This window comes from Thermoactinomyces daqus (assembly GCF_000763315.1).
Lineage (GTDB): Bacteria > Bacillota > Bacilli > Thermoactinomycetales > Thermoactinomycetaceae > Thermoactinomyces_A > Thermoactinomyces_A daqus.
Map to the genome: position 1 here is coordinate 13362 of NZ_JPST01000019.1, position 22833 is coordinate 36194.

At 49.3% G+C, this 22833-nt stretch carries 25 protein-coding genes and 3 tRNA genes; 21 read left to right on the plus strand and 7 right to left on the minus strand.

Going from position 1 to position 22833, the window contains the following annotated elements; all coding sequences use genetic code 11:
* Positions 1 to 211 precede the first annotated feature (211 nt).
* Positions 212 to 1156 carry an MBL fold metallo-hydrolase gene (locus JG50_RS0109230; RefSeq protein WP_152568534.1) on the plus strand — a complete coding sequence of 315 codons (945 nt, stop codon included), beginning with the start codon at positions 212 to 214 and terminating at the stop codon, positions 1154 to 1156.
* Positions 1157 to 1162: 6 nt separating this feature from the next.
* On the opposite strand, the gene recQ is transcribed toward JG50_RS0109230, so the two are convergent.
* Positions 1163 to 3313, minus strand: a complete 2151-nt coding sequence (recQ, locus tag JG50_RS0109235) for a DNA helicase RecQ (protein WP_033100846.1) — start codon at positions 3311 to 3313, stop codon at positions 1163 to 1165.
* 200 nt (positions 3314 to 3513) lie between these two features.
* Between recQ and JG50_RS0109240 the strand changes: the two genes are divergently transcribed.
* Complete coding sequence (locus JG50_RS0109240; RefSeq protein ID WP_033100847.1) at positions 3514 to 4506, plus strand: lipoate--protein ligase; 993 nt, start codon at positions 3514 to 3516, stop codon at positions 4504 to 4506.
* 62 nt (positions 4507 to 4568) lie between these two features.
* On the opposite strand, the gene JG50_RS0109245 is transcribed toward JG50_RS0109240, so the two are convergent.
* Positions 4569 to 5450, minus strand: a complete 882-nt coding sequence (locus JG50_RS0109245) for a hypothetical protein (RefSeq protein WP_033100848.1) — start codon at positions 5448 to 5450, stop codon at positions 4569 to 4571.
* A gap of 280 nt (positions 5451 to 5730) precedes the next feature.
* Entirely contained in the window at positions 5731 to 5925 is a 195-nt protein-coding gene (locus tag JG50_RS0109250) for a hypothetical protein (RefSeq protein WP_033100849.1), read from the minus strand.
* Positions 5926 to 6302: 377 nt separating this feature from the next.
* Between JG50_RS0109250 and JG50_RS0109255 the strand changes: the two genes are divergently transcribed.
* From JG50_RS0109255 to JG50_RS0109340, 17 genes are all read left to right on the plus strand, one after another.
* Positions 6303 to 6878 carry a TetR/AcrR family transcriptional regulator gene (locus JG50_RS0109255; protein ID WP_232336327.1) on the plus strand — a complete coding sequence of 192 codons (576 nt, stop codon included), beginning with the start codon at positions 6303 to 6305 and terminating at the stop codon, positions 6876 to 6878.
* Positions 6879 to 6896: 18 nt separating this feature from the next.
* Positions 6897 to 7826 carry a 1,2-phenylacetyl-CoA epoxidase subunit PaaA gene (gene paaA, locus JG50_RS0109260; RefSeq protein WP_033100850.1) on the plus strand — a complete coding sequence of 310 codons (930 nt, stop codon included), beginning with the start codon at positions 6897 to 6899 and terminating at the stop codon, positions 7824 to 7826.
* Between the two features lie 12 nt (positions 7827 to 7838).
* Complete coding sequence (locus tag JG50_RS0109265) at positions 7839 to 8219, plus strand: hypothetical protein (protein WP_052154153.1); 381 nt, start codon at positions 7839 to 7841, stop codon at positions 8217 to 8219.
* 6 nt (positions 8220 to 8225) lie between these two features.
* On the plus strand, positions 8226 to 9020 hold the full coding sequence (paaC, locus tag JG50_RS0109270; RefSeq protein WP_052154154.1) for a 1,2-phenylacetyl-CoA epoxidase subunit PaaC: 795 nt from the start codon (positions 8226 to 8228) through the stop codon (positions 9018 to 9020).
* A 21-nt stretch (positions 9021 to 9041) separates the two neighbouring features.
* Complete coding sequence (gene paaD / locus JG50_RS0109275) at positions 9042 to 9500, plus strand: 1,2-phenylacetyl-CoA epoxidase subunit PaaD (RefSeq protein WP_033100851.1); 459 nt, start codon at positions 9042 to 9044, stop codon at positions 9498 to 9500.
* Between the two features lie 14 nt (positions 9501 to 9514).
* On the plus strand, positions 9515 to 10837 hold the full coding sequence (locus JG50_RS0109280; RefSeq protein WP_033100852.1) for a phenylacetate--CoA ligase family protein: 1323 nt from the start codon (positions 9515 to 9517) through the stop codon (positions 10835 to 10837).
* Between the two features lie 40 nt (positions 10838 to 10877).
* Positions 10878 to 11195 carry an EthD family reductase gene (locus JG50_RS0109285; protein ID WP_033100853.1) on the plus strand — a complete coding sequence of 106 codons (318 nt, stop codon included), beginning with the start codon at positions 10878 to 10880 and terminating at the stop codon, positions 11193 to 11195.
* Complete coding sequence (locus tag JG50_RS0109290) at positions 11179 to 12054, plus strand: 3-hydroxyacyl-CoA dehydrogenase family protein (protein ID WP_033100854.1); 876 nt, start codon at positions 11179 to 11181, stop codon at positions 12052 to 12054. The genes JG50_RS0109285 and JG50_RS0109290 overlap by 17 nt, the downstream gene beginning before the upstream one ends.
* Entirely contained in the window at positions 12044 to 12781 is a 738-nt protein-coding gene (locus JG50_RS0109295) for a 3-hydroxyacyl-CoA dehydrogenase family protein (RefSeq protein WP_033100855.1), read from the plus strand. Before JG50_RS0109290 ends, JG50_RS0109295 begins: the two co-directional genes overlap by 11 nt.
* Positions 12782 to 12784: 3 nt before the next feature.
* A complete protein-coding gene (locus JG50_RS0109300) occupies positions 12785 to 13993 on the plus strand; it encodes a thiolase family protein (RefSeq protein ID WP_033100856.1) in 1209 nt (402 codons plus the stop codon).
* A gap of 21 nt (positions 13994 to 14014) precedes the next feature.
* On the plus strand, positions 14015 to 15514 hold the full coding sequence (locus JG50_RS0109305; protein WP_033100857.1) for an aldehyde dehydrogenase family protein: 1500 nt from the start codon (positions 14015 to 14017) through the stop codon (positions 15512 to 15514).
* A gap of 10 nt (positions 15515 to 15524) precedes the next feature.
* On the plus strand, positions 15525 to 15917 hold the full coding sequence (locus JG50_RS0109310; RefSeq protein WP_033100858.1) for a thioesterase family protein: 393 nt from the start codon (positions 15525 to 15527) through the stop codon (positions 15915 to 15917).
* 542 nt (positions 15918 to 16459) lie between these two features.
* Complete coding sequence (locus JG50_RS0109315; protein WP_033100859.1) at positions 16460 to 16777, plus strand: hypothetical protein; 318 nt, start codon at positions 16460 to 16462, stop codon at positions 16775 to 16777.
* A gap of 21 nt (positions 16778 to 16798) precedes the next feature.
* Positions 16799 to 16987, plus strand: a complete 189-nt coding sequence (locus JG50_RS0109320; RefSeq protein WP_033100860.1) for a hypothetical protein — start codon at positions 16799 to 16801, stop codon at positions 16985 to 16987.
* 361 nt (positions 16988 to 17348) lie between these two features.
* A tRNA-Leu gene (locus tag JG50_RS0109330) sits at positions 17349 to 17434 on the plus strand.
* Positions 17435 to 17554: 120 nt separating this feature from the next.
* Positions 17555 to 17631 (plus strand) — tRNA-Pro (locus JG50_RS0109335).
* A 37-nt stretch (positions 17632 to 17668) separates the two neighbouring features.
* Positions 17669 to 17745: transfer RNA gene (locus tag JG50_RS0109340), tRNA-Pro, on the plus strand.
* A gap of 218 nt (positions 17746 to 17963) precedes the next feature.
* Here JG50_RS0109340 and JG50_RS0109345 read toward each other — a convergent pair.
* From JG50_RS0109345 to JG50_RS0109360, 4 genes are all read right to left on the minus strand, one after another.
* Positions 17964 to 18725 carry a multicopper oxidase domain-containing protein gene (locus JG50_RS0109345; RefSeq protein ID WP_160173836.1) on the minus strand — a complete coding sequence of 254 codons (762 nt, stop codon included), beginning with the start codon at positions 18723 to 18725 and terminating at the stop codon, positions 17964 to 17966.
* 528 nt (positions 18726 to 19253) lie between these two features.
* Positions 19254 to 19553, minus strand: coding sequence for a metal-sulfur cluster assembly factor (locus JG50_RS0109350; protein ID WP_033100862.1), 300 nt, complete (start codon positions 19551 to 19553; stop codon positions 19254 to 19256).
* A gap of 17 nt (positions 19554 to 19570) precedes the next feature.
* Positions 19571 to 20632: a hypothetical protein gene (locus JG50_RS0109355; protein WP_160173837.1), complete on the minus strand. Its 1062-nt coding sequence runs from the start codon at positions 20630 to 20632 to the stop codon at positions 19571 to 19573.
* A 218-nt stretch (positions 20633 to 20850) separates the two neighbouring features.
* A complete protein-coding gene (locus JG50_RS0109360) occupies positions 20851 to 21381 on the minus strand; it encodes a DUF2249 domain-containing protein (protein ID WP_033100863.1) in 531 nt (176 codons plus the stop codon).
* A 164-nt stretch (positions 21382 to 21545) separates the two neighbouring features.
* Here JG50_RS0109360 and JG50_RS0109365 point away from each other — a divergent pair, with 164 nt between their 5' ends.
* Complete coding sequence (locus JG50_RS0109365) at positions 21546 to 21785, plus strand: DUF2249 domain-containing protein (RefSeq protein ID WP_033100864.1); 240 nt, start codon at positions 21546 to 21548, stop codon at positions 21783 to 21785.
* A 269-nt stretch (positions 21786 to 22054) separates the two neighbouring features.
* The gene (locus JG50_RS0109370; RefSeq protein WP_033100865.1) at positions 22055 to 22336 is read left to right on the plus strand and encodes a hypothetical protein; all 282 of its coding nucleotides are present in this window, start codon (positions 22055 to 22057) and stop codon (positions 22334 to 22336) included.
* Positions 22337 to 22833: the final 497 nt, after the last annotated feature.

A 22833-nucleotide genomic window follows, 5' to 3' on the forward strand; every position in this document is an offset into this window, starting at 1 on the left:
TCTCCCATAGCGTACCACAAAGTGTTTCATTTTTCATGATCCCGGATGACAGAGGGAAGATTCTTTTTCATCCATACATGGAAAATATTGAACAATCCGGAGATGAGACAGTTTAAGCCAACTCGGGAGGGTCATGGAGGAACCGGAAAGATAAGGGGATACCACGATCTGACCTGCAATAAACATTCACAGAAGGAGAAGACAAGCATTTATGATTATGGACAGCCTTTTTATCATCGGCTTGTTATTCATATTCCTTGTCATCGTTGTTTTGGTTTCGGTTTTCAGGCATTTTTCCCGGATGCCAAAACCTCTCTTCAAGGAGCCGGCCAACTTCCTTAAGCCAAAGTGCTGGAGCGATGAAGACGTTACTGTTGGCTGGGTCGGCCATTCGACGGTGCTGATTAATCTGTATGGCACCAAGATTCTGACCGATCCTGTTTTGGGGCGGCGCGTCGGCGTCCATCTGGGGATCCGGGACTGGACGATCGGTCCCAAACGGCATACGGGACCGGCTTTGTCCATTGAGGAGTTGGGACATGTCGATCTGATTCTGTTGTCTCATGCCCATATGGATCATTTTGATTTCCCGAGCTTGAAAAAATTGGCTCATTCCGGCACCAAGGTGGTTACGGCGTCAGGAACCGGACATTTATTGAAAAAGATGCCTTTTTCCGAGGTTTTAGAGCTGGGAGGAGAGGAAAGCATCGATTTTCGCGAATGGGGACTCACCATCACGGCGGTTCCGGTCAAGCACTGGGGGAACCGTTTTCCGTGGAATAAGAGTTACGGATACACGGGGTATTTGCTTGAAAAGAGGGAACAACGGATTTTTTATCCCGGTGATACCGCCTATACCCCGAATCTGTCCAAGCTGAAGGAAAAGGGGGAGATCGACCTGGCCCTGATGCCGATCGGCGCTTATTTCCCCGATTCGTTTCAGTGGGCGCACTGTACGCCGGAGCAAGCTTGGCAAATGTTTAAAGAGATCGGTGCAAAATGGCTGGCTCCGATCCACTGGAATACATTTGTCCTCTCCTATGAGCCGGTCGATGAACCGATCCGGCGCCTGAAGGAAGCAGCAGGGGAGGAAGCGGAACGGATTGTCTGGCAGGAACAGGGAGAAGTTTTTTGTTTGAGCAAAGCCGTCCGCTGATCCGGGTCATTTTGCCGTCGGGGAGAGAAGCTCCCTTTTGGCGATGGCTGCTTTTATGGCCATGTAGTCGACTTCTGGCGGCAGGGCGTCTTTGATCGGACGCAGTTTATGCGCACCCAGTTCCGCGATTTTTTGCATGATCAGCTTTTCCCAGCGCGGGGGAATAAAGTCGTCCCAGGAAAGATCCATTCCTTCCAGTCCGGCCCGGAGCAGATGATCTTCGACGGTGCTGCGGACAAGCCCCCTTTCCGCGGCGATTTCATCAATCGTTTTTCCCTGCACATACAAGTGATAGGTGACCAGGTGGCTCGGCTCTTTGTCAGAGGAGGCAGAGGCGGCCGGATCCGTTTCAGGAGAGAGATTATGTGTTTGCGCATATTGACGGATCGCTTCAAGAAAAGCGAGACCATATTTTTTGTATTTCCTCTCCCCGACACCGCTGATCGACCGGATCGCCTCTTCCGTCAGCGGCAGGCGGCGGCACATTTCTTTTAATGTGCTGTCGCCGAAAATCATATAAGGCGGCAACTGTTCCTGTTCGGACAGTGTTTTGCGAAGCTGGCGCAGTTCTTCAAACAACCCGTGGGAGCGTTTCGGTTCGGAATGGAGCGATTGATCATGATCCAGGCGGATTCTGACCGGTCTCATTCCTTTCAGGACTTCAATCGCTTTGTTAGTCAGTTTGGCGATGGGAAAGGACATTCCGCCTTCGTAAGCGAGGGAGATATACCCTTCCGCTGCCAACCGCTTGCATAAGCCGAGGATTTCCTTCTCCGTGTATTCACTCAGGATCCCGTAGGTGGACAGCTTGTGGAGATCCCACTCCATAACGCGTTTGCTTTTGGAACCGCGCAACACTTTGGAGATGATGGTGAGTCCGAAACGTTCCTGCATTCGCTTGATACAGGAGAAGATTTTTTGCGCCTCAATGGTGATATCGCTCAAGTCCCCCGCCTGATTCCGACAATTTCCGCACGTGCCGCAGGTGGTCGTCTCTTTTTCGCCAAAATAGGAGACGATCTCTTTTTGCAGGCATCCTCCGGCATGGCAGTAGTTGATCATCTTTTGCAGTTTGTTCAGCTCATAGGTTTTACGCTCCGGCGTCATGTCGCTGTGCGTGATCAGGTAGCGCTGGGTCGGGATGTCCTGCGGAGAGAAAAGGAGGATGCATTCGCTTTTCTCACCGTCCCTTCCGGCCCGTCCGGCTTCCTGATAGTAGCACTCCAAATTCCGGGGCATGTTGTAATGGATGACAAAGCGCACATTGGATTTGTCGATGCCCATTCCAAAAGCATTGGTGGCGATGATGGTCTGGATCTGGTCATAGGAAAACTGCTCTTGGGCGCGGTTTCGTTCTTCTTCACTCATTCCTCCGTGGTATTTGGCCACAGAAAAACCGGCTCCGGCGAGCAAGGCGTGAAGCTGGTCGGTTTCTTTTCGTGTGGCACAGTAGATGATCCCCGTTTTTCCCTCATTTTGCCGCAAATAGTTTTGGATGAATTCGCTTCTGTTCTCTTCATGTCTAACATAAAAAGAAAGGTTTTCCCGCCGCAATTTGGTTGAAAATATATGGGAAGGCGGAATTTTCATCAGGCTGGCAATATCCTCACGTACGTCGCTCGTCGCGGTCGCTGTGAGAGCGGCAATAATCGGGCGTCGCGGCAGCTTCAGGATCATGTCCGCCATGGAGCGGTAGCTTGGACGGAAATCGTGCCCCCACTGAGAGATGCAGTGAGCCTCATCAATGGTGACAAAGTAAATGGGCAAGCTTTCAAAAATCGTCTGGAAACGGTGGGAATCGAGACGCTCGGGAGCGAGATAGAGCAGCTTGTATTTCCCCTGTTTCAGCCGGATGATACGTTGGTCGATTTGCTCCGCGCTCAGGGAGCTGTTTATGTAAGTGGCCGGGATTCCCAGCTCTTTCAGTCCGTCAACTTGATCCTTCATCAGAGAGATCAAGGGGGAAACCACAAGGGTGATACCCGGAAACATCAACGCGGGAATCTGGTAGCAAATTGATTTGCCGCCACCGGTCGGCATGATGCCCATCGTGTTGTGCCCGGCCAGGATGCTTTCGATGATCTTTTTTTGTCCGCTGCGAAATGTGGGATAACCGAAGTATTTTTGCAGGAGCAGTTCCGCTTGCTCAAGTGACAAAGCGATTCACCCCCCAAAGTCCATGAAACTTGACTGTAATCTATTGTACACAATGGCAGGGGGCTTGGCAGGCAGGAATTTGCTTCTGTCGGCAAAGAGTGACAAGGGTAATAAATTTATTTAGAATGAATGAGGTATGTGGATAATCTGCGAAATGCAAATCAAAGCGCCTGACGATTGGAAAGAAGGTGTGAAGAACCATGCTTTTTATTGACAATCAAAATGTAACCGATCCGCGAATCAATCTCGCGATCGAGGAATACGCTTTGAAACATTTGGATATCGAAAATACGTACCTGCTCTTTTATATAAACGAACCATCGATTATTATCGGCAAACACCAGAACACCGTTGAAGAGATTCATGTCGATTATGTGCGGGAACACGGCATCCATGTGGTGCGACGTCTGTCCGGCGGCGGAGCGGTCTACCATGATCTGGGGAATTTGAACTTCAGCTTCATCACCAAGGACGATGGCAAAAGCTTTGCCAATTTCCGCAAGTTCACTGATCCTGTGATCCGGGCATTGCGGGAATTGGGATTGGATGCGGAATTGAGCGGCCGGAATGATATCCTGATCGAAGGCCGGAAAATATCGGGGAATGCACAATTTTCCAGCCGGGGACGCATGTTCAGCCATGGAACGCTGATGTTTGATGTCAACCTGGATCGCGTGGAAAAGGCGCTCCAGGTCAAAAAGGATAAAATAGAGTCAAAAGGGATTAAATCGGTGCGCAGCCGCGTCGCCAATATTACTGACTTTCTCAGACAGCCGATGACGATTTTGCAGTTTCGCTCCTATCTGTTGTCCCGCATTTTCGCCGGGCAGGATCCGATTCCCGAATATGTGTTGTCTGAAGCTGATTGGCGGGAAATTCACAGGATCGCAGACGAACGTTATAAAAATTGGGATTGGAACTTCGGGGAGTCTCCCGAGTTTAATGTGATGAGAAGCAAGCGGTTCCCCATCGGCTCGATCGATGTACGTCTGGATGTGGGGGAAAAAGGGATCATTAAAAACTGCAAGATTTACGGGGACTTTTTTGGGATCGGCGACGTTGCCGATATCGAGAAACGCCTCATCGGAAAACGGTATGATCGCGACGAGATCGAAGCGGCCCTTTCCGGTCTGGATGTGAAGCATTATTTCGGGGATATTACGAAGGAACAGTTTATCGATCTGCTTTACTGAACGAAGCGGGTTGAAGCAAAGGGAAAAGCTCGTACCGCGTTGTACGAGCTTTTCTTCCGTGATCAAATGATTCTCTTTAACAAAGAAGAGGGAGCATCCTGTTTGGCCAGCAGTTTTTGCAGTTTCGCTGCTTTGTATATCAGAATATGCTCCAAAACAAAATCCTGGTATCCTTTCAACAGCAATAAGTAGAGAACGCTGCGGTACAACTTTTGTTTCGGGGGTTGCAGCGGGTCGATGAGGATGAGGGAAACCTGCGTCCCTTGGTTGACTGTCAATGCAAATATTGAACCGAGAGAACTGTCTTTCCGGCGATATCGGTATTCCTCCAACTGATATTGATTGCGCGTTCCGGCAAATTTGACAACCTCCCGCGGGAGAAGCGGCAAATGTTGACGTTTTAACAGGTTGGCGGGGATGTATAGGTTGAGGCGATCGTTTTGTGAAGCATTAAAGCGGAGTACGGCTTTGTAGTTGGCGAGTGCGGGAATGAGTGAAATGCGTCCGATAAAGGTTTGGATGATTAAAGATCGATCGCTGATCTTGTAGCCGAACAGGATATCCTGGTCAATCAGGCCCCAGCCTTTGGGTGAAAGTTGAACCCGGCCCAGATGTAACAGTTGAATCATTCTTGAGCGCAAAAGATGTATGTCCGTGCATGGGCTGATCCGTTCATTCCAGCGGCGGAAAGCGTGAAAATCAAGGACGATTTGCAAATCTTTCGGCAATTGGCCCGGAATCCGCCCGCTTCGAGCTTTTTGCCTGGAAATCTGCCGAATCAGTGTCTCTTTGTCCAGTTGATCGTCAAAATGACGGCAGCATGTCCATTCGGTCACTTGAATCTCTTTGTTGACAAACGCCTTGTTATACAGAATCTGGTGAAAGCGGGGATGTTGTTTAAGCCGGTGAAGCAGTTCATCATGTTGATTGGAAGGGTGTAACATAGCGGTGTCATCCTTTCTCTGAAAATGATGACAAAACCGAACAGCCTTCTGGGTGAAATCCGGGATTACACGCTCCTCGAAAACAGTTCTGTATATTAATAGTAACATAATAAAAGTAATTTAGGTGAATGTTTTCATATAATTATAAAATTAGTTTCTGTTACTTATGTCAGAGGGGCACAGAAAAAAGCGCTTGGTTATTTGACCAAGCGCTTGCTTTTATCTTCTGAATTTTGGAATCATTTGACTTAATATTCATGCAAAATGCAAATTTATTAATCTAATTTTCCTCGCTTGGATGTTCTCTCCATTCTTTCAGGGTATCCTTGACAATTCGCTGTACCACCGCGGCCGGGTCCAATTGATGTTGCCGGGCAATCGCCTCCAATTGCTCAATTTCCTCTATGGTTAACCAGAAATGAAATGAGATAAAAGCATCTTCCACCAACTCTGACTGCTTCCGCCTGAAAAACACGTCTCAGCCCACCTTCCGTTTGCCGGCTAATGTTGTAATTACTGTTATATTTTGATATTTACATTCGTTTTCCTGTTAACGAAACGTGAAAGGATGGGGATTTGCTGCGGGAATTAACCGCATACTGAATGTGTCAGGGAAGAGCATCCTCAGGATGGTCATCTGCTTATTCAGCGAAAAAAACATGAAGATCTGAATTTGCTGAGGATTTCATCTTCGGGTTGGCTGGGAGGAGATGCCTTTTTCTTATTCAAATAAAATAGCATTTATGAAAGATATAAAAGTAGCCTTGACAAATATTCGAAAATTCTATTAAGATAAAAACAAACAAGCGCTTGTTTTTGAGATTGTCTTTGCAGAAGTTGGAGAGGAATTGGATGATGGCCAGAGTTGGACGGAGAGAAGAGATTTTAGCCATTGCCTGCCGGCTTTTCAGCCAAAAAGGGTATCATGGCACTACCATTCGCGATATTTCTGAGGCCTGCGGAATTCTGTCAGGCAGTTTATACGCTCATATCAATACCAAGGAAGATTTGCTGTTTGAGATTACAGACCGGGGGGCGGAAGCGTTTTTGGGCTCCCTTGAGCCGATTGTGAAGAGCGGGAAGACTGCCTCGCAAAAACTGCGGGAAGCGGTCAAGGCGCATATGCATGTGATCGAGGCAAATCTGGAAGCAGCCACCGTGTTTTTTCATGAATGGAAAGCGCTGACCGGTGACCGGTATGAGCAAATTCGAAAAAAGCGCGATAGTTATGAGCGCTTGTGGGCAGCCATTTTGGAAGAGGGGATCAAGTCCGGGGAATTTAAGCAATTGGATGAAAAATTGGCCCGTCTGCTCGTATTGTCGGTGGCCAACTGGACTTACCAATGGTATCGCCCGGGAGGGAAACTGAAGGCGGATGAGGTTGCCGACCGGTTTGTGGAGATGATTCTCATCGGCTTTCAGGCGTAAAAAAGGGGGAGAAAAAGGATGGATCACCGGACCGAGGAGTTCGTGGAGCGCATCCGCCGCGGCGGGAAGGTGGAAGCGACCGACTGGATGCCGGATGAATACAGAAAGCTGTTGATCAAACTGATCCATATGCATGCGGTGAGCGAGATCATGGGGGCGTATCCGGAAAAGGAATGGGTGCCAAAAGCACCGACGCTGCGGCGTAAACTGGCCATCATGGCCAAAGTCCAGGATGAAATGGGGCATGGCCAGTTGCTCCTGCGCGTGGTGGAAGATTTGGCTGCGCCCTTGGGCAAAACGCGTGAAGATCTCATAGCAGACATTTATACAGGGAAAGTGAAATTTCATAATGTTTTTCATATGGAAGCGCGTACCTGGGCGGATGCCGGGGTGATCGGGTGGCTTGTCGACGGAGCCGCGATCATCAACCAGGCGGCGTTGCTGGAAACTTCTTATGCGCCTTATGCCCGTGTGTTGAAGCGGATTTGTGCCGAGGAGAGCTTTCACATGCAGCACGGTGAAAATATTATTCTGGCATTGGCGATGGGAACGAAACAGCAACGGCAAATGCTACAAGAAGCACTCAATTACTGGTGGGAATCATTGCTCTTTTTCTTCGGGCCCAAAGAGGTGACCCCGGCAGCCGAACGCATGTTGTATTACCGGATACGCACGAAAACGAACGAGGAGCTTCGTCAGAAATTTTTGGACAAATACGTTCCGCGGATTCAATCGCTTGGCCTCACCATTCCCGATGAACAGCTCCGCTATGATCGTGAACGGAAGGCATGGGTTTACTCTGAACCGGATTGGGACAAGTTCGGCCGGATTGTCCGGGAGAACCGGGGGCCGAAATCCAGGGAAAGAATGGAGCTGAGGCGATCCGCACACGAGGAACAGCGCTGGGTGAGAGAAGCGATGGCCAGATCCCATTTGCCGGCGGGATAAGGAGGGCAGACAATGACTGAAAAAACTTGGCAGTATGAAGAGTATGAAGTTTTTCTCCGGCGCTCGCATCAAGAACCTCAAGTCCATGTGGGAAGTTTGCTGGCTCCTTCGCCCGATGTTGCACTGATTCTGGCGCGCGAGAATTTTATGCGCCGGGATCCGGCGGTCAGCATCTGGGTGGTTCCAAGTAAACAAGTGACCGAAGCGACCGGTGAGTCCGGTTTTTTGAGCAGGGAAATGGATCGCAAATATCGCGAGGTCGCCGGTTATACAGAGAATGGCCGCTTGTGGCGGATGTTCAAAGAGAAGGCGATTACCCTGGAAGAGATCGTGGCTTATGTCGAAGGGAGAAACCAGGAAAGTAAACGGGAAAGAAGGGCAGAACGGGGGTGAAAGCGGATGAAAATGGAACAGGACACAAGGATAACGGACGGGCAAAAGTTTGAAACGGCCCTGAAATACTGGCTCGCCTGTCTGGCAGATGATGAATTGACGCTCGGGCATCGTGATTCCGAATGGCTTGGGCTTTGCCCGGATATTGAAGGGGATGTGGCGTTCAGTTCGATTGCTCAGGATGAAGTGGGACATGCCGTCTTTTATTTTGACCTGCTTCATCAACTGGGGGAGGGGGATCCCGACCGGCTGGCGTTCAGCCGCGATCAGCACTTGCGCCGTAACGCGATTCTCCTGGAGCGGCCGAACGGGGATTGGGCTTACTCGATTCTGCGTCACTATTTTTATGACCTGTTTGATGATCTGAGGCTGCAGTCGATGGAAAGTTCCAGCTATGCTCCCCTCAGGCAGGGCACACAAAAAATCCGGCGGGAAGAGTACTATCATTTGTTGCATATGAAGACGTTGTTTTCCCGCTTGGGAAGTGCCGGCGGACAAGCAAGGGAGAGGATGGAAGAGGCGCTGCTGAAAGTGTGGCCGGATCTTGGGGATTTATTCGATTTTGGCCCTTATGAAAAAGAATTGTTGGAATTTGGCATCATTTCTCTCTCCGGCAGTGAAGTTCGCCGCCGCTGGGAAGAGCAGGTACGTGATGCGCTCTTATCAATCGGATTCGAATGGCCGGGAGAAATCCCCTCTTCCTCCAGAAGCGGCCGAAGGGGTGAACACAGTTCCGACCTGCAGCCCCTGCTGGACACGCTCTGTGAAGTGTATGCCATCGACTCCAACGCGAGATGGTGAGGCTGCAAGGGAGGGGAGAGCGTGACGGAGACGGAAGTTTGGGATGCGCTGAAAGAAGTGACGGACCCGGAGATTCCGACGGTGAGCGTTGTCGATATGGGGATGGTTAACCGGGTGAAGGTAAGCGATGGGACCGTCGAGGTGGAAATGCTGCCGACCTTTGTCGGATGCCCGGCGCTTGATCTCATTCGCAAGCAGGTGGAACAGCGGCTCTTGAAAGGCGGAATAGTGCGCGAAGTGCAAGTGACGTTTCTCTTTGACCCGCCGTGGACGAGTGACCGGATTACGGATGAGGGTAAGCAGAAACTGAAGCAGTTCGGGATCGCCCCGCCTGTGGAAGGCCCTGCTGAGCCCCCGCCTTGCCCCTATTGTGGACAGGCCGGTGCCGACGTGATCAATCTGTTCGGACCTACCGCCTGCCGTGTCATCTATTATTGCAAACGCTGTCATCAGCCGTTTGAAGGGATGAAAAAGGTGTGACGGGGGTGAGGGAGATGTTTCAATCCGAATTTGAGGCAATGGAGCGGACCGAACTGGAGCGGTTACAGGAGAAGCGTTTGCGTGAGATCGTGACCAGGGTTTATCATCATGTGCCGTTTTACCGGAAGCAGCTGGATGAGCGCAAACTTTCACCTGATTGTTTTCGCGGGCTGGACGATTTGCCCCGGTTGCCGTTTACCACCAAAAAGGATTTGCGTGACCATTACCCGGCGGGTTTATTCGCGGTCGGAATGGAGGAAGTGAAACGGCTCCACGCTTCATCCGGGACAAAGGGAAAACCGACGGTTGTCGGGTATACGAGGCGAGATCTGCAAAGTTGGGCCGATGTCTGTGCCAGGGCGATCGTCGCTGCCGGCGGGAAAGAGGGAGACATTTTTCATAATGCGTATGGCTACGGATTGTTTACGGGAGGACTGGGGCTGCATCAAGGTGCGGAACGACTGGGGCAAACCGTGATCCCGGCTTCGGGCGGCAATCGCCTGCGGCAGTTAAGCATGATTTGCGACCTCAAACCCCGGGGAATTGCGGGCACTCCTTCTTTCATCCTCAGTCTGGGCGAGACATTGGCGGAAATGGGAGAAGATCCCCGGGAAACTTCGCTCGAATACGGAATTTTCGGAGCGGAGCCGTGGTCGGAGGCGATGCGTGAAAAACTGGAAGACTTATGGGGCATTCATGCCGTCGATATTTACGGCCTGTCCGAACTGACCGGCCCGGGAGTGGCGATTGAATGCTGGCAAGCAAAAGATGGTTTGCATATCGCCGAAGATCATTTTCTGGTGGAGGTGATTGATCCGGAAACGGGAGAGAGAAAGCCGGACGGGGAGATCGGCGAGCTGGTGTTCACCAGCCTGACCAAGGAAGCAATTCCGCTTCTGCGCTACCGTACCGGGGATTTGGCGGCAGTCGTGCGGGAACCGTGCCGCTGCGGCCGGACCCATGCGCGGATGTCCCGGGTAAAAGGGCGCATTGACGATATGCTGATTATCCGCGGAGTCAATGTTTATCCGATGGAAATTGAACCCGTGCTCATGAGGAAGTCCCACCTTGCCCCGCATTATCAATTGATCATTGAAAAGAGAGGAAGGCTGGACGAGCTGACTGTTGAGGTGGAAGTGACGGAAGCTGTGTGGCAGCAGCTTGGACGAAATGCCGCTCACGAAAAATTAAAAGCGCTGACAAAAGAGCTTGCGTCCGAGATCAAGGATCTGCTGGGGCTTAGTATACTCGTAAAAATCCATGCGCCAAAATCCATTCCGCGCAGCGAAGGAAAAGCGGTTCGCATCATCGACCGCCGCATGACAGCCGGTTTATGAGCACATTGCATTACGCAAAAATAAGGGGAGGATGAGATCCATGGTGAAATTGGTTGCCTTGTACAAACAGCCGGAGGATAAACAAGCGTTTGATGACCACTATTTCAATATCCATCTGCCGCTTGCGGGCAAAATGCCGGGGCTGAAAAAAGTGACGGTTACCCGTTTCAGTGAGACCCCGATGGGAACGGAGGCTCCTTTTTACCTCAAAGCGGAAATGTTTTTTGACGATAAGGAAACCCTGATGCGGGCGATGGGATCGCCGGAAGGAAAAGCGGCCGCCAAAGATGTGATGTCGTTTGCCGGCAAATTGGTCACGATGATGATTGGTGAAGAGCTGGATGGCAATGAAAAGTGAAGGTCTGCGGATTCAGCGGCCGGCCGTGATCGGGGCCGGGACGATGGGAATGGGGATTGTCGAAGTTCTGGCCGGAAACGGATTTTCGGTTCAGGTGGTGGAACTGTCGCAAGACCTCTTTAATGATGCCCTGCAAAAGATGGACAAGCGCTTGCTCCGACGAGTGGAGAAGGGGAAGATGGCCGCGCGTGAGCGGGAGGAGATCCTCGGGCGGATTCGTTATGTACCGGCCATCAACAATCTGGATCAGGTGGATCTCGTGATTGAGGCCGTTGTCGAAAATCTCGCGGTGAAGCAGGAGGTCTTCAAGGATCTGGGTGCATGCACCTCCCCGGATACGATTCTGGCCTCCAATACTTCTTCTCTGTCGATTACGGGAATTGCCGCCAAAACGACCCGGCCGGAGCGGGTGCTCGGTCTTCATTTCTTCAATCCCGTGCCGCGGATGGCCTTGGTGGAAGTGGTCGCCGGCATGGCCACATCGCCCGCGTTGGTGGAAGCCGTGAGCGAATGGATCAGGACGCTGGGAAAAGAACCGGTCAAAGTGAAGGATGTGCCGGGATTTCTGGTCAATCGCGTGGCCCGGCCGTTTCATACGGAAGCGTACCGGATCGTGCAGGAAGGAACGGCCGGTAAAGCGCAGGTGGATCGCATCATCCGTTCGGCCGGATTTAAAATGGGCCCGTTTGAGCTTCAGGATTTGATCGGCATCGACATCAATTATGCCGCTTCCGTTTCCGTTTACGAAGGATATTTTCACGATCCCCGCTTCCGCCCGCATTTTGTCCAGCAGCGAATGGTGGAGAGCGGAGCGCTGGGGCGCAAAACCGGAAAGGGGCACTATTCGTATGAGTCGTAATATAGCGGTCTTGGGAAAAGGAAGCTTGTTCACCGCGGTTTGCCGTTTTTTGCGGGAACGCGGCTTTGCGCCTCTGACGCTGGAACAACTGGCGGATCACGATGTTTGTGCGGTTGTGGATGTGAACCCGGGAGTGGACGGGCAAAAGAGGCAGCAGTTGCAGCTGGCCGAAGCGCGGATTTCGCCGCAAACGCCGATCTACACCTCGACGCTCCACCGAACGGCGACCGAAATCGCTTCCTGGCTGTCCGTGCCGGAACGGGTCGTCGGCTTCTCACCTCTCGGACTGGAGCAGTTTCCCGTGCTGGAAGTCGCCTGCCCTCTGCAAGCGGAAGAGGTAAAAGGTTGGGATCAACATCTTCGGCTGGCGGAGTCCTGGGGCAAACAGGTGGAGCGGGTCGGTGATCAACCCGGCCTGGTCTTCCCGCGGATTCTTTCGCTCCTGGTTAATGAAGCTGCTTTTGCCTTGAGTGAAGGGATTTCCAGCAAAGAAGAGATCGATACGGCCATGAAAAAGGGAACCAACTTTCCTTTTGGCCCTTTGGAATGGGCGGATCGGGTCGGAATTGAGCAAATTGCCGCCGTGTTGGAGGGAATGCAGCGCGAATGGGGCGACGATCGCTACCGTCCTGCACCGTTGCTGAAGAAGATGATCTATGCTGGTTATGTGGGGATTGCGGCAGGAAGAGGTTTTTATCACTATCAGGATGCCAAGCTGGGAGGGTGAACGATGCGCGAAGTGGTGATTGTCGATGCCGTCCGCACGCCGATCGGCCGTTATCTCGGAAGTTTGAGCAGAACGCGTGCGGATGATCTGGCCGCCCATGTCATCAAGGCGCTGCTTGATCGCAATCCTGGTTTGCCCCCTTCACTGGTCGAAGATGTTCTGCTCGGATGTGCCAACCAGGCGGGAGAAGATAATCGAAATGTGGCGCGCATGGCTGCATTGCTTGCAGGTTTGCCGCTGGAGGCCGGCGGGGTCACCGTCAACCGTTTGTGCGGTTCCGGTCTGGAGGCGGTCAATCAGGCCGTGGCTGCGATCGCTTTTGGAGCCGGCGATGCCATGATTGCCGGCGGCGTGGAAAATATGAGCCGCGCCCCGTTGGTGATGCTGAAGCCGGAGACGGGGTTGGCCCGCGGGAATCAGACGCTTTTCGATACAACCCTCGGCTGGCGCTTTGTCAACCCGAAACTGGCGGCGATGTACGATCCGGTCAGCATGGGTGAGACAGCCGAAAATGTCGCTGAAAAATACGGGATCTCGCGGGAAGAACAAGACCGGTTTGCGCTCGTCAGCCAGCAAAAAGCCCGTGCGGCATGGGAAGAGGGCAAATTTGCCGATGAAATCGTCGCGATTGAGGTAACCGAACCGGGAGGGGCAACCGTCGCATTTGCGCGGGATGAGCATCCCCGGCCGCAAACGACATTGGAAAAATTATCGCAGTTACGCCCCGCTTTTCGCCAGGGGGGAACCGTGACGGCCGGAAATGCTTCCGGGATCAATGACGGTGCTTCCGCGCTTCTTTTAATGGCCCGGGACGTGGCGGAAAGGCTCGGTCTGAAACCGATGGCAAAGGTTGTCGCGTTTGCCGTCGAGGGAACCAATCCGCTTTATATGGGCATAGGCCCGGTCGGAGCCACCCGCAAAGTGCTGAAACGGGCGGGGATCAGCGTGTCCGATCTCGATTTGGTCGAGTTAAACGAAGCATTTGCCGCACAGTCCTTGGCTTGCATTTCTGAGTTGGGTCTTGATCCGGACAGGGTGAATGTAAACGGTGGAGCAATTGCCTTGGGCCACCCGCTCGGAGCCAGCGGTGCACGTATTTTGACGACGCTGGTGCATGAATTGGAAAAGCGGCAGGGACGGTTTGGACTGGCTACGATGTGCATTGGCGTCGGCCAGGGAATCGCCACCCTGATCGAACGGATTGACAGCTAAACCAAAAGGAGAGGATCAGGCATGTTAAAGGAAAAAGTAGCGCTTCTTAAGGAAAAATACGACCTGTTGATCGGCGGCGAACATGTGCCCAGTGAGTCGGGTGAATATTTTACCGTCTATAATCCCGCAAACGGAGAAGCGATTGCACAAGTGGCCAAAGCGACCCGCGCCGATGTGGACCGGGCGGTGCAATCCGCGCGCGATGCGCTTTCCAACAGCAAATGGGCACGCTGGCCCGCTTCCCGCCGCGGACAGATTTTAAACAAAATCGCGTCGATCATGCGGCAGCGCTTCAATGATTTGGTTGAACTCGAAGTGCTCAACAGCGGAAAAGCGTTGTCTGCCGCCAAAGGACAAGTGATGCAGGCCATTGAGGATTTTGAACTGTATGCCGGTGCGGTTACCACGATTCAGGGACATACAAAACCCGTTCCCAATGGTTTCTTTCACTATTCGGTGAAAGAGCCGGTCGGGGTTTGTGCGCAAATCGTTCCGTGGAACTATCCGCTTATGATGACGGCCTGGAAAGTGGCCCCGGCCCTGGCCGCAGGTTGTACCCTCATTTTGAAACCGGCCAGTTTAACCCCGCTCACTGCACTCGTACTCGCGGACATTTGCCATGAAGCGGGAGTTCCTGCCGGCGTGATCAATGTGATTACCGGGAGCGGCGCCGATGTCGGTTCCTACCTGGTCGAACACCCGGGAGTTGACAAAGTGGCCTTTACAGGGGAAACGACGACCGGGAAAGATATCATGGCCAAGGCTTCCGACACCTTGAAGCGCGTCACTCTGGAGCTCGGCGGGAAATCGCCGAATATCGTCTTTGCCGATGCTGATCTGGAAGCGGCGGTGAACGGCTCTGTCTACGGAATTTACTATAATACCGGCCAATCCTGCGAAGCTCGCTCCCGCCTGTTTGTTCACGAGGATATCTACGATGCCTTTATTGAGAAATTTGTGGAACAGACCAAAAAATTGAAATTGGGCGATCCGTTTAACGAAGAGACTCACGTCGGAGCAGTTATTTCCCAAGGGCAATGGGATACAATCGATTCATATGTCAAATTGGCGGAAAAAGAAGGCGCCCGGGTTCTCTATGGCGGGAAGCGTCCGGAAGGGGAGGAGTTTGCCAAAGGTTACTGGTATATGCCGACGGTGATCGTCGATGCAACCAATGACATGCGGGTGGCTCAAGAGGAGATTTTCGGTCCGGTTGTCGTTGTGATCAAGTTTAAAGATGAAAAAGAAGTGGTAAAGCTGGCAAACGAAACGATGTACGGTCTCGCTGCGGCCGTATGGACCCGTGACTTCGGACGGGCGCATCGGGTTGCCTCCCAGCTGAAAGCCGGTGTGGTGATGATCAATAATCCGTTCTCCGCTTTCCCGGGCCTGCCGTTTGGCGGTTACAAACAATCCGGGTTCGGCCGCGAACTGGCCATCGAATCGCTGGAATTGTATATGGAGACGAAAAGTGTCCTCTCCTATGTAGGGCCAAAACCGCTCAATCCGTTCGGTGTGTAGGAGGAGCGAGATGAAAGCAGGACTGTCGCCGGGATACCAGGAAGAGATTACGATTACCGTAACCGAAGATATGGTCGCCTCCTTCGGGGGACAGATGGTTCATCCCGTGTTATCCACGGTATCGCTTGTCTATTATATGGAATGGGCGGGGCGAAAGGTGATCTTGCCTTTTTTGCAGGAGGGTGAAGAAGGAGTGGGAGCGTACATTGAGGTAAAACACCGCGCTCCGGCCCCGATTGGCAAGCAAGTCACCATTACTGCCACCGTGAAAGAAGTGACGGAACAAAAAGTGGTCTGTGATGTGATCGCCAGGCATGACCGCGCCGTTGTCGGGGAAAGTGAGTTTGTGCAAATCATCCTGCCGAAGGATAAACTGAAGGAAAATATTGAACGGATGAAATAAAAACCGGGGGAGTGATGGTCCCCCGGTTTTTTCATTGAGAATAAAAATAACCATTCAACCCCAAGAGGATGAATGGTTGATGAAGAGGTTTGCTTGTCTTCTTTATAAATTTGGCCGGCAAGCTTCTGCTTCGCCTCTGTGAACACCGGCGTTGCTGGAAAAAGAACCGGTGCCTCTAACTTAGAAACCAAATCCGCCGGCGACGAAGACGAAAATGGTCGCAATCACCAGCAGGAAGATTAACAGCCTTCTCCAGCCAAATCCAAAACCATAACCATAACTCATATTTCTCACCTCCAGAAACAAATTCAATATATCTTATTTCACGGGTGAAACAGTGGAAGTGCGTTCTCCTATTTTTTATTGAAATTGGACTAGTATCTTTTTCAGTTTTTTGGGTGCTTTTGAGGATGAAGAGAATGAGCAGACATCTCAAACAAGTGTTGCCGGCAATGGGAAAATTAAGGCAAATTGCCCAGTTGCGATTTGGATAAACGGTCATATTATAATCGTGTATCCCAGCTTAACAAGGAGTGAAGCGTATGGAACGAATGAAACCTCCGGTTTATCCAATGATGCCGATGCCGATGCCCCCGATGTATCCGATCTTTCACCATCCCAAACATCACAAAAAACATCACTATCCCAAACATCATCATAAAATGATAGATTATCATCATTTGCACGAAGCCTATCACCACAGCAAATGTGCCACGAAGCTCTTGAAACATATGCTCGGCCATCATCATCACCGCCATCACTATCATGACTGGTGTCACTGGGACAGCTCTTCCAGCAGTTCGCATTGGATGGACAGCAGCTCCTCCGGCAGTTCCCACTGGATGGACAGCTGCTCCTGAACGAAAGGAGGTTGAGAAAAAATGTATTATGGATATCCTTATTACTCCCCATACACGATTTCGACGGCTCGACGTGAACACAAGAATGAAGACATGTCACAGATGATCACAAGACATATGAGCATCGCGGAGGAGATTCAAAGAAGGATCAGCAGCATCGATGAGAGGTTTGGCCGAATCGAAAAAATGATTCAGGAACGCTTAAAGTGACCGGAGCGGGCCGAATCAACTTCTGATTAACCCCTCCTGATTAATTATCATCACATTGGTTGGTCCGTTATGAAGGCGGAACCGTGGCGGGTTCTGCAAAATGCCTGATTCCTGAAACCCGCCGTGCCAACTTGACATAAAACACCCTTACTTGGTGGTGGAAGCGATCGAAGTAAGGGTGTCATTTTTTGGATTTGATCGCAAAAGGGTTCGGCAAACACGGCGATGAGCGGGAAACCGGCTTTCAGCAGGTACCGGAGAAAGGTGTTTTTTTGCCGAATATTGCGAATCTCGATTTTCGGTTGACACGGCAGTGGATCCTTCGTATAATGTTTTTTGTCGATAAGAAATATGAGGATATGCCGAAGTGGCGGAATTGGCAGACGCGCACGACTCAAAATCGTGTTCCCAAAAGGAGTGTGGGTTCGAGTCCCACCTTCGGCACCAGTAAAACCAGGGAGAACGATCCCTGGTTTTTAATTTTCATAAAAATTTTCTTGTTGACAACACGATTTCTCCATGTTAAATTATATCTTGTTTCTGAAAATGATTGTTTTTGTATTTTGCCGGGACGTGGCTCAGCTTGGTAGAGCACCTGGTTTGGGACCAGGGGGTCGCAGGTTCAAATCCTGTCGTCCCGACCATTTTCAATTCACCTATTCGCTTTTTAAATCCATATAACGGGATGTGGCTCAGCTTGGTAGAGCACCTGGTTTGGGACCAGGGGGTCGCAGGTTCAAATCCTGTCATCCCGACCACATAGATAAATGAAGGAGACCCGGCTCGGAGGTCTCCCAAAGGTTGTTGGCAATCAAGGTCAACAACCTTTTTTTGTTTGGATCGCCTTTTCGGAATCATCAACGAAACCAGCTTCCATCCAATGATGGATTGGTGTGTCAGCCTGATCAGTAGCCAAAAGAGTTCCGGAAACATGGTGTTATGAACGTTGGGCTATGTCACAACGATGTGCTTCCGGTTATTCTGCATGGAGGATTATTTTGGCTCCTTTTTGCATGTCCATTAGTGAATGGGAAATGATGGGGTAATCTCCCTTTTCCTTGACAACAAATTCGACGATTGCGCTCCCACCGGGGGGAATGGTCACGGTTTGTTGCCCATGGAGCATGTCAGCGGGGTTTCCGTTTAGGTAGACACGGTCGAAGACTGCACCGATGACATGAAAAGCTGAAAAATGATTGGGACCGGCATTCACAATTTCCAAACGGATTCGTTCCCCGTTTCTGGCTGCAAGAGGTTTTTGCATGCTGAAATCTTTTCCGTTAAACACAACAGCTTGCGGAGTTCCGTTTTGCAGGGAATTAGAATTTGATTCATCATACCATTCGCTCTGTATCAAGGTGAACGTGCGATCCACTTGATTATCTGTCGGGTAACCGGATTTCGGTTTTACGATAATCATTCCAAACATCCCGTTTGCCACATGTTCCAACACCGGTTCAGTGTCACAGTGATACATGAAAATTCCGGGTGTATCCGTTGTATAGACAAATTCGCCTGACTTATTCGGCAGTACATTGGCAAAGTTTTTGGAAGGTGAGGCATTGACAGCATGAAAATCGACAGAATGAGGCATATTGGGGTCCAGGTTTTTAAATGATATGTGAAGTGTATCCCCCTGATTTACCTTTAAAATTGGTCCCGGAACCGTTCCGTTAAATGTCCAGGCCTGATGAATTATACCTGGGGCGATTTTCAGTTTTGTAACCTGAGCGGTCATTTGGATATACACATTATGGCCTTTTCGATGAATAACAGGTTTGATCGGATGTGAATATTTTTCTGTTTTTTTCGCGTATCTTATTGTCTGGTTCGAAGGATTAGTCGGCTCTTCGGTATTTAATGGGAAAAAATATAGTAATAAAAGTGTCAGGACTGTTGCCACAACACCTAATGCCAAAATATATTTTTTTCGCATCTTTATTCCCTTCTTCAAACTGGTTTATCTCATTCGTGTATGTGAAATGATGATCATATTGCTTTAACATCAATTGTTTATTATTAATACATACTATATTCTAAGGAGGTTGAAATCATCTCATTGTGATACAAATCACATACTGAGTCAGGAAAAGGCTCCAGCACCTCCAGCACCAAACGTCAGGGGTGGCAAGACTTTATCCAGACGGATGTTCTTTCTCTCCGCTGCGTTTGGTGCTTTTGCTTGGCACTGTTTTGAAGAGAGATTGGTTGCAACAACCGGTGGGTACAGGTGTACATGAAAAAGGTTCTGATTAATTTGTCACTTTTAATATCCCAATGATTTTTTGGCTTCGGGTGAAATCTTTTCAGGAGTCCATGGTGGATCCCAAACAACTTCGACCTCAACGGATTGAATCGCCGGATGCAAACTCAATGCCGTTTTGACACCGTTCGAGAGCGTGTCATGAAGCGGGCAGCCAGGAGTAGTGAGGGTCATTTTGATAAACACCTGATTGTCCTTGATATCAACATCGTAGATTAATCCAAGGTCGACGACGTTAATCCCCAATTCCGGATCATACACATCTTTGAGCCGTTCAATAATCTCTTCTTTGGTTACATTCATTCTTGATACATCCCCAATCAGTTTTTAAATACCAATCCGATTAACAAGATATAAAACAGACTGAATAACAAAAACAGAATGAAACCCCCATTAAAAAGAAACGATGAAGAGACAGCCATTCCCAGTGTGGTTGCCAAAAATGAGCAAGCGACCCCGTTAAGTCCCCAACGCACACGTTTTTCATCAATCATCTGGTGAAGCAGGGGAACTTTTTCTTTCCCTACATGAGAGCCATATTTAAATGTCCACCATAAGAACGGTACGATTTTGGACAGGTATCCGATGATCGTGAAATAAACCCAACCCCATAAGCTGATCCAGATACTCATGATGAAGATTTCCTGCCCCGGAATGAAGAAAACAGCCCCGGCCAATAAGAGAAGATATAGAGCCATGAGGGTATTGATCTTTACGGTAAAGGTGACTCCGGCTCCCGGATTTTTTTTGATTCCGGATTGACGGATCTGATACGTGGCATAAACAAAGGACAGGAAAGCCAACGCGAGCAAAACGACAGGAAATCTCAGAAAGAGATTATCGAGGCCGCCCAATGCGCTCCCCGTTCCCAGAAGGATTGCGAGGTTAAGGAGAACCAAGGCGGTTTTTTGTGCTTTTACGGGGTAGTTGTGAGAAATGGAAAACATCGGTAATAACTTATAGGTGAATCCCATGATCAGGTTTCCAAACCATCCGACAGCACCAAGCCAAATATGGGTCAACAGCAGATGATTATGGTTCACTCCCAATTGTCCGTTTGCAAAATCATAGCCCATAAGCATTCCGGTAAATCCCGTCAACATCAAACTGATGGACGCACAAAGAACATGAATTGTAACCGTGTTCCATTGCTTTGCAGAAACCAGTGTGATGACAACATTTACGGCGAAGAGCAAGATTGAAAGGAAAAGTATTACGGCAAAACAGGCGATCCAATTCGGATTAAATCGTGAAAAACCGAGGATCAGCCCCAGATGGACGATCATAAACAAACAGTAGTGAATAAAACCCATCCATTTGCTAAAGAGCGATCGATTAACGACAACCGGAACCAGCTGATAGACTGCTCCCATTGCCACCATTGAGGACCAGCCGAGTACAAAAAGGTGCGTAAAGGCCCAGCCCGACGGATACCTGGGAGCCGTAAAATTTATATCGGAAAGTGATACAAGTGAAAGCAGGCAAAAGACGACCATTTCAAGAATACCCGTAATGATAAAGAGCAAAGGGAGCTTAAGAGATGATGCATGGCTCTGAGATTGCAGGTTTGCAGGACCGACAGTTGTATTCATAAAATGTTTCACTTCCCGTTGGAATGTGATTTGTAAATCGTAACTTCAGCAGAGCCATCATCTTTTTGATCGATTTTATAGGAATAGCCAAGACTATCCAATTCCTCCAGAAAATAAACGGGTACCCGATCATTCCATATTACAACCTGATCGCCCGGTTTGGCTTTTTCCAGTTGATTCAGCGTTCGAACCATGGGTTCTGGCGGAATCAGGCCGCGATTGTCAAGCCGGTGGATTTTTGGTTCCGGGTTGGTGCTGTCAGCAGAGATGTTTTCGTTGGCAGGAGATTCCCGTCCTTCTTTGTTCTTATAAAAAATGCAAATCCAATGATCTGCCTCTTTTTTTGTTGTTTCGCAGGCATATCCTTTTAATTTTAAAATGCGAATCAATGGAACCGGTTTAAAAGTTGTATGCAAAATCAGGCGATCTCCATCCTTTAGGGATTGAACAGCATCCATAATTTTTTTAAAGGGCTCTATTTTTTTTCTCAAGTCCTCGCGGACGTCCAGTTCGATGGATCGTAGTTCTTTCTGGTTCATTTCTCATTCCCCTCCTTTTGCCTATACTATAACGCAATGATTTGGGAAAATTTTGTGACCAAGATCACATCTGATTTTTTTCAGTGAAAGTGTTAAATATCACAGAAATTTTTTAGAAAGGTAATTTAAGATTGAATCAAAATTTATGAAAAGGAGTGAATGGAATGAGCGAAAGTTTTAAAGCAACAGTTGATGCCAGAGAATACCCGCCGCGGGACAAGCATCGTGTCATTTTTGAAACATTTGATGGTTTGAAATCAGGGGAGACAATGTTGTTATTGAATGATCATGACCCAAAACCCCTGTATTACCAATTTCAAATGGAAAGGCCGGACGGTTTTGGATGGGAATACTTGGAGGAAGGACCTGAGGTTTGGCGTGTAGCGATCAGCAAGAAAGGTTAATCAGTTCATCTGAAAAGGATATCCTTTTCAGATGAACTTTTTTTGGCTAGGTTCAAACTGTGGATTTTGTGTGAACAAACTTCTGTATGTGAAAATGATCACATATATACTCGTTTGCCGGGCTTATATTGGCTATAGAAACCTGGGAGTACGGGAGTAAAGTGATCAGGGAGATTTTCCGTTTGTGGGAGTTTTTTTAATGTATGACATTACCTGATTATTCAATGAGTTGGAGTGCGATCTTTTTATAGTTTGGGAGGGTTGAAACAATGCAAATGGTCAGGATCGAAGAAAATCATTCTGGAAAAATGAAGGTTTTAGATTTTAACAAAGGAGAGGTCATAAATATTCGGTTAAAATCAGGTGAAACCATTCCCCGTCATTATTTAAACTCTGATGCAATTATTTTTTTGATTCGCGGGGAGATCATGTTTAGTGTATATAATCAGCGGTTCAGGCTGAAACCGTGTTCATTGCTGCAATTAAGCCAATATGAAATTTATGAGATGGAAGCGATTTTTGATACGAGTTTGCTTGTGTTTAAAATTTAATTGTGAATGGGAATCCAAAGAGGATCGCTTAAATTTTCCGCCGGGAAATTCGCCCGATCGACCAGGCGGAAATATTCCCCTCTTGCAGACCAGTAGTGACGTGTACGGAATATTGATGAAAATTATAGAAAATTCATTCTTGTTGATAAACCATTCATCCAATGCCGTGGCTGGTAAATCCCCCCCCTTGAAGTCTGATCATAAAGTTGTGATCATCTTAAATTCGTTTTCATCCGGGGTGTGAAAATAAATCGACAGAGCATATGGATTGTTTGCTCATACGTAAATTGATTCAACGAGCCCCGATCACGGCCGTTTCCGCAAGATGTTTCAATCCTCTTACTAGAGGTGTATTCATTGATGCCCGCTCTCATTCTACCGGTTTTTGCCAATCAACAGCGTTTCAATCCTCTTGCTAGAGGTGTATTCATTGATGCCGAGCTTTGGGATAAAGCCTCCAGCGGCAAAAAGTTGTTTCAATCCTCTTGCTAGAGGTG

What these genes read in the sequence shown, in the direction of transcription:
- JG50_RS0109255 (WP_232336327.1), top strand. Translation starts at nt 6,303, where the DNA reads ATGATGGCCAGAGTTGGACGGAGAGAAGAGATTTTAGCCATTGCCTGC.
- JG50_RS0109365 (WP_033100864.1), top strand. Translation starts at nt 21,546, where the DNA reads ATGAGCGAAAGTTTTAAAGCAACAGTTGATGCCAGAGAATACCCGCCG.
- JG50_RS0109240 (WP_033100847.1), top strand. Translation starts at nt 3,514, where the DNA reads ATGCTTTTTATTGACAATCAAAATGTAACCGATCCGCGAATCAATCTC.
- JG50_RS0109265 (WP_052154153.1), top strand. Translation starts at nt 7,839, where the DNA reads ATGACTGAAAAAACTTGGCAGTATGAAGAGTATGAAGTTTTTCTCCGG.
- JG50_RS0109315 (WP_033100859.1), top strand. Translation starts at nt 16,460, where the DNA reads ATGGAACGAATGAAACCTCCGGTTTATCCAATGATGCCGATGCCGATG.
- JG50_RS0109280 (WP_033100852.1), top strand. Translation starts at nt 9,515, where the DNA reads ATGTTTCAATCCGAATTTGAGGCAATGGAGCGGACCGAACTGGAGCGG.
- JG50_RS0109355 (WP_160173837.1), bottom strand. Translation starts at nt 20,632, where the DNA reads ATGGTGGCAATGGGAGCAGTCTATCAGCTGGTTCCGGTTGTCGTTAAT.
- JG50_RS0109285 (WP_033100853.1), top strand. Translation starts at nt 10,878, where the DNA reads ATGGTGAAATTGGTTGCCTTGTACAAACAGCCGGAGGATAAACAAGCG.
- JG50_RS0109320 (WP_033100860.1), top strand. Translation starts at nt 16,799, where the DNA reads ATGTATTATGGATATCCTTATTACTCCCCATACACGATTTCGACGGCT.
- JG50_RS0109245 (WP_033100848.1), bottom strand. Translation starts at nt 5,450, where the DNA reads ATGTTACACCCTTCCAATCAACATGATGAACTGCTTCACCGGCTTAAA.
- JG50_RS0109310 (WP_033100858.1), top strand. Translation starts at nt 15,525, where the DNA reads ATGAAAGCAGGACTGTCGCCGGGATACCAGGAAGAGATTACGATTACC.
- JG50_RS0109300 (WP_033100856.1), top strand. Translation starts at nt 12,785, where the DNA reads ATGCGCGAAGTGGTGATTGTCGATGCCGTCCGCACGCCGATCGGCCGT.
- JG50_RS0109345 (WP_160173836.1), bottom strand. Translation starts at nt 18,725, where the DNA reads ATGACCGCTCAGGTTACAAAACTGAAAATCGCCCCAGGTATAATTCAT.
- JG50_RS0109290 (WP_033100854.1), top strand. Translation starts at nt 11,179, where the DNA reads ATGGCAATGAAAAGTGAAGGTCTGCGGATTCAGCGGCCGGCCGTGATC.
- JG50_RS0109370 (WP_033100865.1), top strand. Translation starts at nt 22,055, where the DNA reads ATGCAAATGGTCAGGATCGAAGAAAATCATTCTGGAAAAATGAAGGTT.
- JG50_RS0109350 (WP_033100862.1), bottom strand. Translation starts at nt 19,553, where the DNA reads ATGAATGTAACCAAAGAAGAGATTATTGAACGGCTCAAAGATGTGTAT.
- JG50_RS0109360 (WP_033100863.1), bottom strand. Translation starts at nt 21,381, where the DNA reads ATGAACCAGAAAGAACTACGATCCATCGAACTGGACGTCCGCGAGGAC.
- paaA (WP_033100850.1), top strand. Translation starts at nt 6,897, where the DNA reads ATGGATCACCGGACCGAGGAGTTCGTGGAGCGCATCCGCCGCGGCGGG.
- JG50_RS0109295 (WP_033100855.1), top strand. Translation starts at nt 12,044, where the DNA reads ATGAGTCGTAATATAGCGGTCTTGGGAAAAGGAAGCTTGTTCACCGCG.
- JG50_RS0109305 (WP_033100857.1), top strand. Translation starts at nt 14,015, where the DNA reads ATGTTAAAGGAAAAAGTAGCGCTTCTTAAGGAAAAATACGACCTGTTG.
- paaC (WP_052154154.1), top strand. Translation starts at nt 8,226, where the DNA reads ATGAAAATGGAACAGGACACAAGGATAACGGACGGGCAAAAGTTTGAA.
- JG50_RS0109230 (WP_152568534.1), top strand. Translation starts at nt 212, where the DNA reads ATGATTATGGACAGCCTTTTTATCATCGGCTTGTTATTCATATTCCTT.